Annotated in this window: 14 protein-coding genes and 1 pseudogene; 6 read left to right on the forward strand and 9 right to left on the reverse strand. The window is 75.6% G+C overall.

Features of this window, described 5'->3' with window-relative positions; all coding sequences use genetic code 11:
* Window positions 1–48: 48 nt before the first annotated feature.
* Complete coding sequence (locus KMS84_RS33515; protein WP_285894283.1) at window positions 49–1,224, forward strand: NADH:flavin oxidoreductase; 1,176 nt, start codon at window positions 49–51, stop codon at window positions 1,222–1,224.
* A gap of 4 nt (window positions 1,225–1,228) precedes the next feature.
* Here the strand turns inward: KMS84_RS33515 and KMS84_RS33520 are convergent, their stop codons facing one another.
* The 3 genes from KMS84_RS33520 to murQ all read right to left on the reverse strand — a co-directional run bounded on the left by KMS84_RS33520 (window position 1,229) and on the right by murQ (window position 4,414).
* Window positions 1,229–1,798: a hypothetical protein gene (locus KMS84_RS33520; protein ID WP_256920289.1), complete on the reverse strand. Its 570-nt coding sequence runs from the start codon at window positions 1,796–1,798 to the stop codon at window positions 1,229–1,231.
* 92 nt (window positions 1,799–1,890) lie between these two features.
* Entirely contained in the window at window positions 1,891–3,462 is a 1,572-nt protein-coding gene (locus KMS84_RS33525) for a PTS transporter subunit EIIC (protein ID WP_256920290.1), read from the reverse strand.
* Between the two features lie 16 nt (window positions 3,463–3,478).
* Window positions 3,479–4,414, reverse strand: a complete 936-nt coding sequence (gene murQ / locus KMS84_RS33530; protein WP_256920291.1) for an N-acetylmuramic acid 6-phosphate etherase — start codon at window positions 4,412–4,414, stop codon at window positions 3,479–3,481.
* A 261-nt stretch (window positions 4,415–4,675) separates the two neighbouring features.
* Here murQ and KMS84_RS33535 point away from each other — a divergent pair, with 261 nt between their 5' ends.
* On the forward strand, window positions 4,676–5,071 hold the full coding sequence (locus KMS84_RS33535) for a DUF8819 family protein (protein ID WP_256920292.1): 396 nt from the start codon (window positions 4,676–4,678) through the stop codon (window positions 5,069–5,071).
* Window positions 5,072–5,078: 7 nt separating this feature from the next.
* Window positions 5,079–5,351 (forward strand): DUF4031 domain-containing protein, encoded by a 273-nt coding sequence (locus tag KMS84_RS33540; RefSeq protein ID WP_256920293.1) that lies wholly within the window; start codon window positions 5,079–5,081, stop codon window positions 5,349–5,351.
* On the opposite strand, the gene KMS84_RS33545 is transcribed toward KMS84_RS33540, so the two are convergent.
* The 3 genes and pseudogenes from KMS84_RS33545 to KMS84_RS33555 all read right to left on the reverse strand — a co-directional run bounded on the left by KMS84_RS33545 (window position 5,341) and on the right by KMS84_RS33555 (window position 7,493).
* Window positions 5,341–6,180 (reverse strand): hypothetical protein, encoded by an 840-nt coding sequence (locus KMS84_RS33545; protein ID WP_256920295.1) that lies wholly within the window; start codon window positions 6,178–6,180, stop codon window positions 5,341–5,343. The genes KMS84_RS33540 and KMS84_RS33545 overlap by 11 nt on opposite strands.
* Before the next feature lie 111 nt (window positions 6,181–6,291).
* Window positions 6,292–6,786 (reverse strand): annotated as a pseudogene (locus KMS84_RS33550) (GNAT family N-acetyltransferase); the annotation flags it as partial.
* A gap of 62 nt (window positions 6,787–6,848) precedes the next feature.
* Window positions 6,849–7,493, reverse strand: a complete 645-nt coding sequence (locus KMS84_RS33555) for an HD domain-containing protein (RefSeq protein ID WP_256920296.1) — start codon at window positions 7,491–7,493, stop codon at window positions 6,849–6,851.
* Between the two features lie 88 nt (window positions 7,494–7,581).
* On the opposite strand from KMS84_RS33555, the gene KMS84_RS33560 reads away from it, so the two are divergent.
* On the forward strand, window positions 7,582–8,292 hold the full coding sequence (locus tag KMS84_RS33560; protein WP_256920297.1) for a copper homeostasis protein CutC: 711 nt from the start codon (window positions 7,582–7,584) through the stop codon (window positions 8,290–8,292).
* Between the two features lie 94 nt (window positions 8,293–8,386).
* Here KMS84_RS33560 and KMS84_RS33565 read toward each other — a convergent pair whose 3' ends face one another.
* Window positions 8,387–10,501 (reverse strand): HelD family protein, encoded by a 2,115-nt coding sequence (locus KMS84_RS33565; RefSeq protein ID WP_498066956.1) that lies wholly within the window; start codon window positions 10,499–10,501, stop codon window positions 8,387–8,389.
* 318 nt (window positions 10,502–10,819) lie between these two features.
* Between KMS84_RS33565 and KMS84_RS33570 the strand changes: the two genes are divergently transcribed.
* Complete coding sequence (locus tag KMS84_RS33570; protein WP_256920299.1) at window positions 10,820–11,011, forward strand: hypothetical protein; 192 nt, start codon at window positions 10,820–10,822, stop codon at window positions 11,009–11,011.
* 54 nt (window positions 11,012–11,065) lie between these two features.
* On the opposite strand, the gene KMS84_RS33575 is transcribed toward KMS84_RS33570, so the two are convergent.
* The gene (locus KMS84_RS33575) at window positions 11,066–12,709 is read right to left on the reverse strand and encodes a DNA repair helicase XPB (protein ID WP_361351111.1); all 1,644 of its coding nucleotides are present in this window, start codon (window positions 12,707–12,709) and stop codon (window positions 11,066–11,068) included.
* Window positions 12,710–12,913: 204 nt separating this feature from the next.
* Here KMS84_RS33575 and KMS84_RS33580 point away from each other — a divergent pair, with 204 nt between their 5' ends.
* Window positions 12,914–13,468 carry a hypothetical protein gene (locus KMS84_RS33580; protein WP_256920300.1) on the forward strand — a complete coding sequence of 185 codons (555 nt, stop codon included), beginning with the start codon at window positions 12,914–12,916 and terminating at the stop codon, window positions 13,466–13,468.
* Window positions 13,469–13,508: 40 nt separating this feature from the next.
* Here KMS84_RS33580 and KMS84_RS33585 read toward each other — a convergent pair whose 3' ends face one another.
* A complete protein-coding gene (locus tag KMS84_RS33585; RefSeq protein ID WP_256920301.1) occupies window positions 13,509–16,103 on the reverse strand; it encodes a helicase-associated domain-containing protein in 2,595 nt (864 codons plus the stop codon).
* Window positions 16,104–16,170 lie beyond the last annotated feature (67 nt).

The raw sequence follows: 16,170 nt of genomic DNA on the forward strand, positions 1-16,170 counted from the left end.
GGCGGAATGGGGTCGGGGGCCGGGGGCGTTCCGTGAGGAGCGCACTCCATGCGCGTGCACATACCGCCCGGTTCCCGTCCACGAGGAGTCCCCCACGTGAGTGTCACCCAGCCTGCCTCTTCCCGCGCCGCCGAGATCCTGTCCCGGCCGGTGTCGATCAACGGACTGACCGTCCCGAACCGCATCGCCATGGCCCCCATGACGCGCATGTTCTCGCCGGGCGGCGTTCCCGGCGAGGACGTGGTGTCGTACTACGGGCGCCGGGCCGCCGCCGGTGTCGGCCTCATCGTCACCGAGGGGACGTACGTCGGGCACGACTCCGCCGGGCAGAGCGACCGGGTGCCCCGCTTCCACGGCGCGGAGCAGCTCGCGGGCTGGGCGAAGGTCGCCGAGGCGGTGCACGCGGGCGGCGGGACGATCGTGCCGCAGCTGTGGCACATCGGGATGGTGCGCAAGCAGGGCGAGCCGCCCTACGCGGACGCGCCCGCCGTCGGCCCCTCCGGCATCCGCGTCGACGGCACCGAGGGCACGGGCAAGGCCATGACCCAGCGCGACCTGGACGACGTCATCGGCGCGTTCGCCGAGGCGGCGGCCGCCGCCGAGCGCATCGGCTTCGACGGCGTCGAGATCCACGGCGCCCACGGCTACCTGATCGACCAGTTCCTGTGGGCCGGGACCAACCGCCGCACCGACGCGTACGGCGGCGACCCGGTGGCCCGCGCCAAGTTCGCCGCCGAGATCGTGGCGGCCGTCCGGGAGACCGTCTCGGCGGAGTTCCCGGTCATCTTCCGCTACTCTCAGTGGAAGCAGGAGGCCTACGACGCGCGGCTCGCCGAGACGCCCGAGGAGCTGGAGGCCATCCTGGCCCCGCTCGCCGCCGCCGGCGTCGACGCCTTCCACGCCTCCACCCGCCGCTACTGGCTCCCGGAGTTCGACGGCTCCGACCTCAACCTCGCGGGCTGGACGAAGAAGCTCACCGGCAAGCCCGCCATCACCGTGGGCTCGGTCGGCCTCGACGGCGACTTCATCAAGGGCTTCATGGGCGAGGGCTCCCCGGTCAAGGGCATCGACGACCTCCTCGACCGCCTCGAGCGCGACGAGTTCGACATGGTGGCCGTCGGGCGGGCGCTGCTCCAGGACCCGGAGTGGGCGGCCAAGATCCTCGCCGGTCGCCTCGACGAGCTGAAGCCCTACGACGCCGCCGCGCTGAAGACCCTCAGCTGAGGCGCTAAAGACTGCCCATCGGCTCGATGTCGACCTTCACCGGGGTGCCCCAGACGCGCAGCACCTCGTAGTCGGTGAACTCGTGCACCAGCCGGTAGGCCATCGCGGGCCGGGAACCGCGGCGCAGGGCGGTGATGTACAGCTCGGCCTCGCGGCGGTCGCGCCGGGGCGTCCCGCACAGCTGCCACTCCTGGCCGGTCCACAGTTCCGCCAGCCAGCGCTGCTGGGGCTGCGGCCGGTCGGCGCGGGCGCCGTAGCGGGAAGGGGCGGGGGCGGTGTGCGGCGCCTGCGGGGCCGGCCCGTTGAACTCGGCCCGGCGGGCGGCCCGGCGGCGGGTCTCGCACAGCAGACACAGGTCGTGGGCCGCCTCGTCGACCGGACCGTTCGGGTGCTCGGCGCAGCGGGTGGTGGGCGCGGCGCCCACCACGCTGTCGTCCAGCAGCTCCAGGGCCCGCCGCAGATCGGCCTTGACCTCGTGCAGACGGGCGTCGGGCGTGTCGGCGGTCAGGGCCTCGCCGTGCTCTCCGCACAGCCGGAGGGCACGACCGAGAGCGGTGAGCTGGGCGTGGTTCATGGCACCAAGGGTAGGCCGGGCGTCCCGGACGGGGGTTCGGGGCGGGCCGGGAGCACGCGCAGCCCGGGGACGGGCCCGGGTGCGCCCCCGGTTCAGGAACCCTGCGGATGGCGGGCGTTGGCGGCGGACGCGACCGGGCCGCGCGGATCGTCGCCGACGGCGACCGGGCCGTCCGGATCGGGGCCGGTGGCCGTGCCCGGGTCGTGCGGATCACCGGTGGCGGCGGTCGCGGCCGCTGTCGTCACCCCGCCGAAGGCGTAGGTCGCGGCGAAGCCCACCGCGTACCCCGTCAGCAGGCCGCCCGCGTAGACCGCCGCCGTCTCGCCCAGCCCCCGGTTGCCCGCCAGCAGCGGGAACAGCGCCCAGCCGGACGGTCCGATCGCCGTCGCCCCCACCGTGTCGCCGAGCATCGCGAAGAACCCGACGAAGGCGCCGCCGGCCGCCCCGCCCGCGCAGGCGGTCAGGAAGGGGCGTCCCAGCGGCAGCGACACCCCGTAGACCAGGGGCTCGCCGACGCCGAGCAGTCCGGCCGGGAGCGCCGACCTGATCGTCGTGCGCAGGGGCGCGCCCGGGCGCAGCCGGACGTACACCGCGATCGCCGCGCCGACCTGGCCCGCGCCCGCCATCGCGAGGACGGGCAGCAGGACCGTGTAGCCCTGCTGCTCGATGAGGGTGGCGTGGACGGGGATGAGGGCCTGGTGGAGCCCCAGCGTCACCAGGGGCAGGAAGAGGCCGCCCAGGACGAGGCCGGCGAACGGGCCCGTCGTCGCCAGCAGCCAGTTCGCCGCCGTGCCGACGGCCGAGGACACCGCTCCGGCCGCGTACATCAGCCCGTACAGCGTGCCGAGGCCCGCGACGAGGACCGTCAGGGTGGGCGTGAGGAGCACGTCCAGCGTCTGGGGGACGCGGCCGCGGCACCACTTCTCCACCCGTGTCGCCAGCAGGGCCGCGGCCAGCGCGCCGAGGACCCCGCCCTGGCCGGGGGAGAGCGCGACCCCGAACGCCGTCACCTTCGCGACCCCCGGGTGGACGACGACCGCCGCCACGGCCCCGCCCAGGACGGGGGTGCCGCCGAACTCCTTCGCCGTGTTGTAGCCGACGAACACGGGGAACAGCGCCATGAAGCCGGAGGCGAGGGCGGTTAGCGCGGGGGTGAGGCCGGGCAGCAGGCCCGCGTTCACGAGGAGGCCGTCGACGCCCGCGAGGATCCCGCAGCCGACGAGGGCGGGGATCAGCGGGAGGAAGACGGCGGCGAGCCGGCGCAGCACCGCCTTCGGGCCGCTCGCGGCCGTCCGGCGGGCCGCGGGCGCCGCCCCCGTCCCCCGCCCGCCCGGCGCGGCGGCGGCCGGCGGGGTGTCGGCGGCCGCCGTGGCGGAGACCCCCGGGACGGGGGCGTCGGTGGCGGGGGTGGCGGCGAGCAGGTCCTCGAACGCGGCCGTCACCCGCGTCACCGCACCCGGTCCGAGGACCACCTGGCAGGAGCCGTCGTCCAGGACGAGGCCGAGCACCCCGGGCACGGCCCGCAGGGCGGCCCCGTCGGCCCGGGACGGATCGGCGAGGCCGAGCCGCAGCCGGGTCATGCAGTGGGCGACGGAGGTGACGTTCGCGGGGCCGCCGACCAGGGGCAGGATCGCGGCGGCTGTGGTGGAGGAGTCGTTGGGCACCCGTCGAGCGTGCGGCTCAGCCGCCCGCGGCGGCGAGCGCGGCGCGCAGATGGCCCCCGGACTCCTCCAGAAGGCGGGCGGCCGCGGGGCCGTCCACGCCGGCCAGCACGATGAGGATCGCGTTCTTCACCTCGCCGTCGGCGGCCGCGAGGGCCGCCTCGACCGTGTCGTCGGCCGCGCCCGTCGCCAGGGCGACGATCCGCCGGGAGCGGGCACGCAGCTTGTCGTTGGTGGCGCGGACGTCGACCATCAGGTTCCCGAAGGTCTTGCCGAGCCGCATCATCGTGACCGTCGAGATCATGTTCAGCACCAGCTTCTGCGCGGTGCCGGCCTTGAGCCGGGTGGAGCCGGTGAGCAGTTCGGGCCCCACGACGACCTCGATCCCGTGGTCGGCGGCCGCGGCCAGCGCACTGCCCCGGTTGCAGGCCAGTCCGACGGTCAGCGCGCCCCGGGACCGCGCGTACGCGACGGCCCCCACGGCGTACGGGGTGCGGCCGGAGGCGGAGACGCCGACCACCGTGTCCTCGGGCGTGAGGGAGAGGGCGGCGAGGTCGGCCTCGGCCAGCTCCGGGGAGTCCTCGGCGCCCTCGACGGCCGCCGTGATCGCCGACGGCCCGCCGGCGATCACGCCGAGGACCTGGCCGGGGGCGGTGCCGAAGGTCGGCGGGCACTCGCAGGCGTCGAGCACGCCGAGCCGGCCGGCGGTGCCGGCGCCCGCGTAGACCAGCCGGCCGCCGCGCGCCATCCGGTCGGCCACGGCGTCGATGACGGCGGCGATCGCGGGCAGCTCGGCGGCCACGGCGGCGGGCACGCCCGCGTCCTCGGCGTTCATGAGGCGGGCGATGTCCAGGGTGGGCAGCCGGTCGATCTCGGAGAGGTCGGGGCGGAACGCCTCGGTGGTCAGCGTCGCGAGCGCGGCGCGCAGTTCCTGGGGGTCCGGGCTGGAGGTCATCGGGACGGGTCTCGCTTCCGGTGCGGGGGCGTCTGACGTCGGGCGGGGCGGCTCGCGCGCCGGTCCCGTCCGCCCGGTTCCGCGCGCGGACGCGACCGGCGGCCGGGGTCGGATGCGGTTCGGCGCCCGGGGGCCGCACGAGCACCCCTACGGTCTACCGGTGCCGGTGGGCCGACGCCTCGCACGACGCGGCCGGCGCGGCCCGGCGGCCCGCACGCATCCGCCGGCCGGGTTCGGGCCGGGAGTGCGCACAATGGGGGCATGGACGATCCCCTCACCCCCGTCGACCCGCTGGAACGAACCCTGCACACGGCGCGTGCCCTGGTGCTGGCCGATCTCGCCTCGGGCGAGGTCGCCGCGGCGGACGTCGTGTCGATGGTCGAGGACTCCGTGGTGCAGCGGCGCTGGTGGGTCGAGCAGTGGCCCGAGGGCGCCGCGTACGTCGCCGGGCTGGTGGCCCAGGACGTGCAGGACGCCCTGCTGGAGAGCCACGGCCGCTGGCCGCTGTGCCCGGTCTGCGGCTCCGGCGACCCGCACGCCCTCGACGTCGAGCCCGAACTCGGCCCGGACCCGCACTGGGTGTGCCACAAGGCGGGCGTGAAGGTCGCGTCGGTGGGCTCGCTGGGGTCGGCCACGGGCGGCGCGCCGACCTCGTGAGCCGCTCGTGACCGTCTACATCGACCCGCCGGACTGGCCGGGGCACGGCCGGATGTGGTCCCACCTCGTCAGCGACGTCTCGTACGCGGAACTGCACGCCTTCGCCGACCGGTCGGGCGTCCCGCGGCGCGCCTTCGAACGCGATCACTACGACATCCCCTCGCACCGCTACGCCGAGCTGGTGGCGGCCGGCGCGGTCGAGGTGAGCAGCCGGGAGGTGGTGCGGCTGCTGACGGCGGCCGGCCTGCGACGGCGCAAGCACGGCGGCGTCAGCGGGTGAACACCGGCTCCATCGTGTGCCACCAGGAGACGAGCCGCGCCCGGTCGGCGCCGCTGATCTGGACCAGCGCGGGGCGGTCGTAGTAGCTGCACAGGAAGACGTACTGGCCGGTGTCCGACAAGAAGCAGACCACGTCCCCCGCGGAGCCGCCGGTGTTGTTCTCGCGCCAGGTGCCGTAGACGCCGTTCTGCGCGTCGCAGTTGCCCGGCTGGAGCCGCCCGGCGTACGACTGGAACACCACGTCGCGGTCGTACTTGGTGTCGTACATCACGACGCTGGCCTTGCCGGCGCCGGGCACGCCGCCGGCGTCGACCGTGGTGACCGTGCAGAACAGGGCGGCCGTCGCGCCCTGCCACTGGGCGTGCGAGCAGCTCTCGCGCGACCACTGGTCGGCGTTGAGCGAGTCCCGCAGCTCGTGCTCGGCGGCGGTCAGCCCGTCGGATCCGCCGGACCCGCCGGATCCGTCGCTCCCGCCGGTCCCGTCGGCGCCGTCGTCCGGTGAGGCGTTCGCGTCGGGCGTCCCGCCGGAGTCGGAGATCTCGGTGGCGCCGGAGGCGGCGTCCGCCGGGGAGGGGGAGGCGGTGGCCGTGCCGGTGTCCGGGCCCGGCGCGGGTCCGGTGCTCCAGCCGCGGCCGGAGCTGGTGCCGCCGTCCGTCGCGCCTCCCCGGCCGCCGCCGTGGGAGGACTGGTAGAGCCCCGCCAGGGCGAGCACCGAACTGACGACGACCCCGATGACGGCCCAGCGCACGCTCTGCCGGGCCAGCCGGTGGGCGTCGGGGTCGGGTCGCGGGGGGCGGGGCGGCTCCGGTGGCGGGCCGCTGCTGCTCATGACGTTCCCCCGTTTCCCCCGGCGCACGCGGTCGCGCGAGGCGCGGCCGTGCCGGAATTATCCGAAGCGCGAGCCGGGCGGCGGGGGAGATGCGACGAAGATCGGCCCCGGCTACGTCAGGTGAGGTCGGCCGCGCAGCTCATACGCGTACTCGCCCTCGCCCTCGCCGACCCTGACGAAGCCGGCCCGTTCGAGGACGGCCCGGGAAGGGGCGTTCGCGTGTTCGACGACCGCGAACAGGCGCCGGACGTCGTCCCGGGCCAGCGCCCAGCCGGCCAGCGCGCGCAGCGCCTCGGTGGCGTAGCCGCGGCCGCGGGCGGCCTCGACGAGGTCGTACCCGATCTCGGTGCGGCCGTCCTCGTCGGGAGCGGCGTGGAAGCCCATGCTGCCGACGGCCAGACCGTCCGCCCGGCGTACGAGGACGTAGAGGCCGAACTCCGGCCGGTGCACCCCGCGCGCGTACGCGCCCGCCGTCATCCCGGCGGCTTCCCGGGTCCCCTCGAACGGCGCGCCGCCGAGCCAGGCGAAGCCTCCGCCGCCGCCCGCCCGCAGTCCGGCGGCGGCTGCGGGGGAGACGCCTTCGAGGGTGAGGCGTCCGGCGGGGATGCGCGGGGCGGGCGCGCGGGGCCCGGGTGGCGGCGCGGGCGGCGGTGCGGGCGAGGCGGCGGTCACGAGGTCAGCAGCTCCAGCTCGCCCCGCACGTTGTACCGGGCCGTCTCCTCCCACGCCTTCTTCCCGTACGGGGTCCTGAACAGGCGGGGCAGCGCGAGGAGTTGACGCAGGACGTCGGAGCGGCCGGCGCGGAAGGCGTCGTCGGGGACGAAGTGGTACTCCTCGCGGACGGCGGCGGTGTAGGCGGCGTACGCGGCCGGCGGGCCGGCGAGGACCGCGAGGTCGGCGTCGCACAGGACCTGGCCGTCGGGGTCGTCGTCGGCCGGGTCGTGGGTGACGGTGAGCCGCACGAGGCGCGCCACCTCGGCCGTCCGCTCCGGCGGCACGCCGGCCTCGGCCAGGGCGCGCTCGGCGAGCCGGGCGGAGCGCTCCTCGTTCTCGGAGCGGTCCGGCAGGTAGACGGCGTCGTGGAACCAGGCCGCCAGCCGGACGACGTCCGGGTCGGCGGCGTGCGCGACGAGCTCGTCGACGCGGTCGAGGACCGCGGTGAGGTGCGCGAGCGTGTGGTAGCGGCGCTGCGGCTCCTGCCAGCGGGCGAGGAGGGCGTCGGCGTAGGGCCCGGGGTCGGGGCCGCCCGCCGGGCTCCGGACGCCCTCCAGGGCGTGGCTGAAACGGGTGCGCAGGGCGTCGAGGTCGGCCATGCCTCATTGTCGCGCCGACCGGCGTATTCTTAAATTGGACTAGACCTGTAGCCGAAGAGCGTCGATGAACGCCGACGAATGGGGTCCCATGAGCAAGCGTGCAGTTCTGGAGGTGATCGCCCTCGACGTCGAGGACGCGGTCGCCGCCCAGGCCGGAGGCGCGGACCGCCTCGAACTGGTCACCGACATGGCCGCCGACGGGCTCACCCCGCCGCTCGCCGCGCTCACCGGGATCCGGGCCGCCGTGGACCTCTCCCTGCGCGTGATGGTGCGCCTCGCCGACGGCTTCGCCGCGGGCGCCGCGAAGGACGTCGACCGCCTCGTGCGGACCGCCGGCGAACTGCGCGAGGCCGGCGCCGAGGAGTTCGTGCTCGGCTTCCTCGACGCGCAGGGCTCCGTGGACCTGACCGCGGTGGAGCGCGTCGTCGCCGAACTGGACGGCTGCCCCTGGACGTTCCACCGCGCCCTCGACCACGCCGCCGACCGGGACGCCGTCCGCAAACAGCTGGACGGCCTGCCCGGACTGGACACCTACCTCACCGCCGGCTCCGCCGACGGCGTCGACGCCGGTCTGCCCACCCTCCTCGCCGAGGCGGCCCGGCACACCGAACCGGGCTACGAACAGCAGCTCCTCGTCGGCGGCGGCCTGCGCCTGGACCACGTGCCGCGGCTGCGCTCCGCCGGCCTGAACGCCTTCCACATCGGCGGCGCCGCCCGCCCCCACGGCTGGACGGGCCCGGTGTCGGAGCGCTCCGTGCGCGCATGGCGGCAGGCCCTGGACGCGGCACAGCCGCAGTGACCCCGGCCCGCCGCCCCCGTCCGCCCGCCGCAGCCGGATCCGGCCAACTGCGCGAGGGCGGGGCAGGGCGCCCGACGGACCGGACCGGGGCCGGTCAGCCGAGCTCGGGCGGCAGCGCGGCCGTGTGCGTCACGGTCAGACCCGAGACCGCACGGGTCAGGGCCACGTACAGCCGGCGCAGCCCCGTCCGCTCGTCGGGCTCCCCGTCGACCACGGCGCGCGGCTCGTCGAGGACCACGTAGTCGTACTCCAGACCCTTCGCCAGCGAGGCCGGCACCAGGGTGAGACGGTTGTCGGCCGTCGTCTCCTCGCCGGGCGACAGATGGGCGACGCCCGCCGCCTTCAGCGCCTCCGCCAGCGCCGGAATCCGCGCGTCGGCCGCGATCAGACCCGTCGAGCCCTCGTGCCGCAGCGACTCCTCGCACGCCGCGACCACCTCCTCGACCCCCGAGACCTGCCGCAGCTCGAAGAAGCCCGGGTTCTCCCGGACGGACGCGACGGGAGCCAGCCCCGGCGCGATGTGCGGCAGCAGCCGCGAGGCGTACGCGATGACGTCCGTCGGCACGCGGAAACCGGCCGTGAGCTCCTCGACCACCGCGTCCGCCTTGCCCAGGTGGGCGAGGGCCTCCTCCCAGCTGCGGGTCGCCCACGGGGTGGTGCCCTGCGCCAGGTCGCCCAGCACGGTCGCCGAACCCGTCGTGCAGCGCCGCCCCACCGCCCGGTACTGCATCGGCGACAGGTCCTGCGCCTCGTCCAGCACCACATGGCCGAGCGAGTGCGTGCGCTCCACGAGGTCCGTCGCCTCGTCGATCAGCACCGCGTCCGCCGGCGACCACCTGGCCGCCTTCACCGACCGCACCGGCTTCGCCCACAGGATCGTCCGCTGCTCCTCCTCGCTCAGCACGCCCCGCGCGTGCACGGCGAGGAACTCCGCGTCCGTGAGCAGCCGCAGCACCAGCTTCGCCGGGTCGACCACCGGCCACACCCGCTTCACCGCCGCCTTCACCGCGCTGTTGCGGGCCACGGCGTCCTGCACCCGGTCGTCCGGCGCCTCCCCCGAGCGCTCCATCTGCACCAGCACGGCGTGCGCGATGCGCTGCGGCAGCGCGTCGCGGGCCGCGCCGTACCGGATGTCCCGGTCGAGCAACTCGTCCACCATCTGTTGCAGTTCGTACGCCGCGACCCGCCAGCGCCGGGAGCCGCGCACCACGACGACCGGCTCCTCGGGCGTGCCGACGTGCGCGTACAGCGCCCGGCGCAGCACCTGCGCCATCCTCGCGTCGCCCTTGACGACCGCCGCCGCCGCGTCGTCCGCGCCCCGCACCTCCACCCGGGCCACCAGGTCGTCCACCGTGCCCTGGCGGACCGTCAGCTCGCCCAGCGCGGGCAGCACCTGCTCGATGTACTGAAGGAAGGACTTGTTCGGCCCGATGACCAGCGTGCCCGTGCGGGCGAGCCGCTCGCGGTGGGCATAGAGCAGATAGGCCACCCGGTGCAGACCGACGGCCGTCTTCCCCGTGCCCGGCCCGCCCTGCACACAGACCGTCCCGCCCAGCCCGCTGCGCACGATCTCGTCCTGCTCGGGCTGGATGGTGGCCACGATGTCGCGCATCGGGCCGACGCGCGGCCGCTCGATCTCCTGCTGGAGCAGCTTGCTGGTGGCCGCGGCCACCGACGGGTCCCCGGGGTCGGACAGGTGCTCGTCCTCGTACGCGGTGATGTCCCCGCGCGTGTAGCCGAAGCGGCGGCGCAGCCCCACGTCCATCGGGTCCTTCTTCGACGCCCGGTAGAACGGCTGCGAGACCGGCGCACGCCAGTCGATCACCATCGGGTCGCCGTCCGCGTCGTGCACATGGCGCCGCCCGATGTAGAAGCGCTCGCCCTCGGCGCCCTCCGCACGGTCCGCGCCGGGAGCGTGCAGGTAGTCCAGCCGACCGAAGAACAGCGGGGTGTCGCTGAGGTCGGCGAGCGCCTTGATGCGCTCGCCGATCTGGCGCTCCAGGATCTGCGCGTTGACCCAGTTCGCGGTCACGTCGCGGATGTCGAGGGACTCCGCGTCCTCCCGCATCGCGCGCAGGGCGGTGCGCGACGCGGACAGATGGGAGCGCTCGCGGGCCAGCGGATCGTCGTCGGCGTGCGGGGACGGCGCTGACGGAACCGAAGGCGCTGACGGAACCGACGGCGCTGACGACGGGGACGGCGTGGACAAGGGGGTGCCTCCGGACCGGCTGAGGGGGCTGCGGTGAGGGCCGTCCGGTTTCCGTCCGGACGGCGGCGCTCCGGCGAGGGAGGCGGGCAAGAGCGGAGATTCTAGGGGACCGCCACCGGCACACGCGAACGGATTTTCCGACCACCCCGACACGCCCCGCACCCGGCCCCTCCACCCCGCCCGGGCGGCCGTCCACCCCCTACGGGCGGCACTCCACCTCCCGGGGGAGACCGCACCCCCCGGGTGTACCCGAGAAGGACGCACACCGGGGACCTGGGACCGATGCCGCCCTTATGTCCCGGATCCCATCATGGAGACATGAGTACAGCGACCATCACCCCAGCCCCCGGTCGCCCGTCCGGCGCGACCCCCCTGTCCGACGGCCACCGCCACCGCCTCGGCGACGCCCTGCGCGCGATCAAGGTCTTCGCCGTCGCCGCCTTCGACGTCGTCATCCTCGGCGAGTACGGCCCGGAGGCCGGCGTCCGCAGCAGGCGGCCGGCCGTCTGACGCCCCACCGCGCGGCGGACCCCCGCACGAGGCGCGCGAGCCCGCGAGACCGGCTCAGCCCCCTGCCAGCAGCTCGTCCGCGTCCATGATCCGGTACGCGTAGCCCTGCTCCGCCAGGAACCGCTGGCGGTGCGCCGCGAAGTCCTGGTCGAGCGTGTCACGGGCCACCACCGAGTAGAAATGGGCCTGGTGGCCGTCCGCCTTGGGACGCAGGACCCGGCCGAGCCGCTGCGCCTCCTCCTGACGCGAGCCGAAGGTGCCCGACACCTGGATGGCGACCGTCGCCTCCGGCAGGTCGATCGAGAAGTTCGCGACCTTCGACACCACCAGCACGCTGATCTCGCCCTCCCGGAACGCGTCGAAGAGCTTCTCGCGCTGCGCGTTGGTCGTCTCGCCCTTGATCACGGGAGCGTTCAGGTGCTCGCCCAGCTCGTCCAGCTGGTCGATGTACTGGCCGATGACCAGGATCTGCTGCCCGGCGAAACGCCGGACGAGCGCCTCCGTCACCTTCCGCTTGGTCGCCGTCGTCGCACAGAACCGGTACTTCTCCTCCGCCTCCGCGGTCGCGTACGCCAGCCGCTCGGAGTCCGTCAGGTTCACCCGGACCTCCACGCAGTCCGCGGGCGCGATGTAGCCCTGCGCCTCGATCTCCTTCCACGGAGCGTCGAACCGCTTCGGCCCGATGAGGGAGAACACGTCCGACTCGCGGCCGTCCTCACGGACCAGGGTCGCCGTCAGACCCAGCCGCCGGCGCGCCTGCAGATCCGCCGTGAACTTGAAGACCGGCGCGGGCAGCAGATGCACCTCGTCGTAGAGGATCAGCCCCCAGTCGCGCGAGTCGAACAGCTCCAGGTGCGGGTAGACGCCCTTACGGCGGGTCGTCAGCACCTGGTACGTGGCGATGGTGACCGGACGGATCTCCTTGCGCGTCCCGCTGTACTCGCCGATCTCGTCCTCGGTCAGCGACGTCCGCTTCACCAGCTCGTGCTTCCACTGCCGGGCCGAGACCGTGTTCGTCACGAGGATCAGCGTCGTCGACTTCGCCTGCGCCATCGCGCCCGCGCCGACCAGCGTCTTGCCCGCCCCGCACGGCAGGACCACGACCCCGCTCCCGCCGTGCCAGAAGTTCTCCACCGCCTGCCGCTGGTACGGCCGCAGCGCCCAGCCGTCCTCGTCCAGCTCGATCGCGTGCGCCTCGCCGTCGACGTACCCCGCGAGGTCCTCGGCCGGCCAGCCCAGCTTCAGCAGCGTCTGCTTGATCTGGCCGCGCTCGGAGGGGTGCACGACGACCGTGTCCGGGTCGATCCGCGCGCCGACCAGCGGGGCCACCCGCTTGGAACGCAGGATCTCCTCCAGCACCGGCCGGTCCGTGGTGGTCAGCACCAGTCCGTGCGCCGGGTCCTTGCTGAGCGTCAGCCGGCCGTAGCGGTCCATCGTCTCGGCGATGTCCACCAGCAGCGCGTGCGGCACCGGGTAGCGGCTGTACTGCACGAGCGCGTCCACGACCTGCTCGGCGTCGTGCCCGGCGGCCCGCGCGTTCCACAGACCCAGCGGCGTCAGCCGGTAGGTGTGGATGTGCTCGGGCGCCCGCTCCAGCTCCGCGAACGGCGCGATGGCCCGACGGCACGCGTCGGCCTGCTCGTGGTCGACCTCCAGGAGCAGAGTCTTGTCCGACTGGACGATCAGCGGTCCGTTCACGTACGCCATCCCTTCCGCACGGGCCAAACCTCCAGTGTGCCGCACGACGTCGTCGGACGACGGGCCGCGGCCCCCTCCCGGCCCGCACCGGCTCCGCTGCGGCTCCCGGCGGAGTCCTTCCGCGGCTGGGCAACCCTGGGGCCTCCGCGGGTGTCTGACCGGGAGAGCAGCGCGACGGGCGCGACGCGGTGAGGAGTCCACGGTATGCCGGTCCTGTCGTTCCGCAGAGGCGCGGTCGGCGTCGGAGCAGCGGCCGTCCTCGCGGTCACGGGGACCTGGGTGATGTGGCCGGCCGACGTCGACGAGGAGCTCTGGGCGCAGGTGCGGCCGGTGATCGAGGCCCGGCTCGTCGCGGAGTCGGGGAGGAGCGGCCCGGCCGACGGCGCCCTCGTGCGCGACGTGCGCTGGTTCTGCCGGGCGCGGGCGCTCGAACTGGAGGAGCGCGCCGGCGAGGTGCGGGCCGGCGTCGACGCGCTGTGCGTGGAGTACGGCGTGCGGGACGGCAGCCTGGTGGAGTGCGCCGCCGGCCAGTACCCGCAGGTGGTGCGGCTGAGACGGGACCACGCGGCGGACGGCGGCTTCGTCGTCGTCGGCCGGGACGAGGCGCCGGACGGCGAGGAGTACGCGCGCTGGACCGAGTCCCACTTCGGCGTCTTCACCAGGGCCGCCCTGCGCGACCGGATGTCGCCCGCCGGCCTGGAGACCGAGGCCCGCGCCCACTTCGGCCTTGCCGCGGACGCCGCCGTGGGGGAGTGCTGAGAGGGCCGGAGCCGGACGCCGCGGGAGGGGCCCGCCGCCGTCAGTCGCCGGCCAGCTCCGCCACGCCCGTGATCCGGTGCAGCGGGTAGGTGCGCACCTCGTCGGCCGTGTGGTCGTACGCCGTCACGAAACCGCCCTCCACCCGGACCGGGGCGATGACCCGCTGGCTCGCCGCCCCCTCCGCGTTGACGTAGCCGATCCACAGCGCCTCCCCGGTCAGGACGGCCGCCTGCATGGTGGCGAGCGTCTCGGCGGAGCTGGTGCGGGGGAGCCGGCCGGGACCGAGCGGGGCGGCGTCCTCGGCCGGTTTTCGCGGGGCCGTGGCGGCCAGGTCACCGGCGCGGATCGCGCGGATCGCCGCCGACAGGAGAGTGCCGTCGGGCACCGGCGGGCCGTCCGGCACCGGCTCGGGGGCCGTGCGGGGCGGGGTGCGGTGGGCGTGCGCGCGCGTGATCAGGACGTCGCCCTCGGCGGACTCCGCGGCCGGCGCGAAGCCCATCGCGCGCAGCCCGTCCAGCAGGGCCGCCGGGTCGGCCTGGGCCGCGAGCACCGTGGGCGCCAGCCGGCGCAGACGCAGGGCGGCGGCCCGCTTGTCGGCGAGGATCTCGTTCAGGACCGACTCGTCGTCGCAGCGCACGTACGCCGAGGCCGCCCCCACCCGCAGGTGCCCGTGCCGGCGCGCCACGTCGTCGATCAGGTACGCCAACGGCTGGGGCACCGGCGTGCGGGAGTGCTCGGCGAGGAAGGCGTGCAGGTCGGAGGCGCTGCGCCCGGCGTCCAGCGCCCGGCGCACCGAACCGGGCGTGAAGCGGTAGACGGTCGCGCCGCCCTTGGACTCGACGTCCGCCAGGACGCTCAGCACGTCGGCCAGCGGCCGCTTCAGCGGACCCGGTGCGACGGCCGTCAGGTCGGCCTGGAGCAGCACGTGGTCCAGCGGCTCGGGCAGCAGCGGGGCCAGCAGCCGGGCGGCCGCCGCGGTGGCCACGGCCTGCTCCGGGGCCGACGCGGCGGCCGCGGCGGGGGCGACGCTTCTGTGGTGGGCCGGCAGCTTGTCGCCCGGCCCGGCCGGGACCGCTCCCGCTCCGGCCGAGGCCGGGCGGGCGGGCGTCGCCGCGCCCGCCCCCAGCAGGGCGCGGCCGTGCGCCGCCAAGGCGCCCCGGCCGGTCACGCCCAGCATCTCGGCCTCGGTCAGCGTCCAGCGGGCGAGCCGCGACCGCAGATCCTCCTCGCCCTGGAAGCCGTGCGAGCCCGGGGGGCCCGCGGGGCCCTGGGGCTGGGGTCCGCGCAACGGGTGCTCCCAGCGCAGCCGGGCCAGCACCGCCTCCGCCTCCGGCACGGCCCCTTCCGGCAGCCCGGCCAGCAACGTCAGCACCCGGCGCCGCACCTCCGGCGCCGCCGACCGGTCCAGGCCGGGGCCCAGCGCCGACAGCGCCCGCTCCTTGAGATCGCGGCCCCCGACCACCCCGGACGTCCGGGTCGCCGTCAGCCAGGCCTGCGCCAGCTGGGCCCATCGCTCGGCGGGCGGCCGCTCCAGCCACTCGTCGTACTCCGGGGTCGCCGCGTACCGCTCGTCCGCCTCACCGTCGGAGGCGAGCAGACCGGCCGCGTACGCCAGCTCCACCCAGAACGCGGCGACCGGTTCGGACACGTCCAGCGCGACGGCCGTCCGCTTGAGGTCGCGCACGCTCAGCCCACCGGCCCGCAGCACCGCCGGCCCGCCCTCGTCCCACTCCTTCAGCAACTCCTCGACCGTCGTCAGCGCCGTGTACGCCTGGCCGGCCGCCGTCGCGTCGACCACCTCGGGACGGTGCGTGACGAGCGGCTGCACGGCGGGCGGCGTCGGCTGCGGCGACCGGTGGGCGCGGCCCGCCCGCAGATGCAGGGCCACCTCGCGCGGCAGGACGACCGTCCCCGGCGCCGTCGGCAGCAGCATCCCGCGGTCGAGCAGCCACCGCAGGTGCGCCGCCGGTTCGGCCGTGACCTGCCCGTAGGGCGGCCCCCACACCAGCCGCTCCAGCACGTCGACCGAACCGGCGGGCGCCTTGGCCAGCAGCGCGGCCATCTTCCGGCGGCGCGAGAAGAGCGAGGAGAGCGCGGAGACGGCGGACACCGAGTCGTGCGTGGACGGCAGCCCGGCGTTCGTCACGAACTCCTGGATCCGGCCCGGCGACATCCCCGCCGTCGCCTCCCGCACGCTCGGCCCGAGCCCCGTCGGGGAGGGGTGCTGCGGGGAGGGCGCGAGGAGTTCCCGGGCGGTCCGCACCAGTCGCAGCCGGTCGTCCGCGCCCCACACCAGCGCCTGTTCGCGCAGTGCGGCGAGCGCGCCGGGGAGCGCGGCGGCGACGGCCGGGTCGCGGGCGTCGCCCGCCATCAGAGCGAGCAGCTCGTCCCAGGTCGCCGGATCGCCCGCCACGGCCAGCGCCTCCGCGGTCTGGAGGGCGAACGCGTCGAGCCGCTCCAGCGCGCGCACCACCGAGGCACGGGTGCCGGCCCGGGTGGCGAGCTGGGTGAGGTCCGTCGGGACCGGCGTGATCAGGTCGGGGCGGGCGCGCAGCAGCGCGGCCAGGGAAGCGTCGTCCCGGGCGCGGAGCGCTTCCGCGAGGGACCGGGGGGCCTGTTGGTCCGCGGTGCTCATCTTGCCCACGGTAGCGGTAGACGCCCCCGCGGGCTGCGCCCCCGGACCCCACCGCGGCCCGCGGGGG

Source organism: Streptomyces hilarionis, assembly GCF_024539675.1.
In the GTDB taxonomy this organism is placed as follows: Bacteria; Actinomycetota; Actinomycetes; order Streptomycetales; family Streptomycetaceae; genus Streptomyces; species Streptomyces hilarionis.

Coding starts and splice junctions, on each gene's coding strand:
- KMS84_RS33585 (WP_256920301.1), bottom strand. CDS start 16,103: ATGAGCACCGCGGACCAACAGGCCCCCCGGTCCCTCGCGGAAGCGCTC.
- KMS84_RS33560 (WP_256920297.1), top strand. CDS start 7,582: ATGAGCAAGCGTGCAGTTCTGGAGGTGATCGCCCTCGACGTCGAGGAC.
- KMS84_RS33570 (WP_256920299.1), top strand. CDS start 10,820: ATGAGTACAGCGACCATCACCCCAGCCCCCGGTCGCCCGTCCGGCGCG.
- KMS84_RS33555 (WP_256920296.1), bottom strand. CDS start 7,493: ATGGCCGACCTCGACGCCCTGCGCACCCGTTTCAGCCACGCCCTGGAG.
- murQ (WP_256920291.1), bottom strand. CDS start 4,414: ATGACCTCCAGCCCGGACCCCCAGGAACTGCGCGCCGCGCTCGCGACG.
- KMS84_RS33520 (WP_256920289.1), bottom strand. CDS start 1,798: ATGAACCACGCCCAGCTCACCGCTCTCGGTCGTGCCCTCCGGCTGTGC.
- KMS84_RS33545 (WP_256920295.1), bottom strand. CDS start 6,180: ATGAGCAGCAGCGGCCCGCCACCGGAGCCGCCCCGCCCCCCGCGACCC.
- KMS84_RS33580 (WP_256920300.1), top strand. CDS start 12,914: ATGCCGGTCCTGTCGTTCCGCAGAGGCGCGGTCGGCGTCGGAGCAGCG.
- KMS84_RS33515 (WP_285894283.1), top strand. CDS start 49: ATGCGCGTGCACATACCGCCCGGTTCCCGTCCACGAGGAGTCCCCCAC.
- KMS84_RS33535 (WP_256920292.1), top strand. CDS start 4,676: ATGGACGATCCCCTCACCCCCGTCGACCCGCTGGAACGAACCCTGCAC.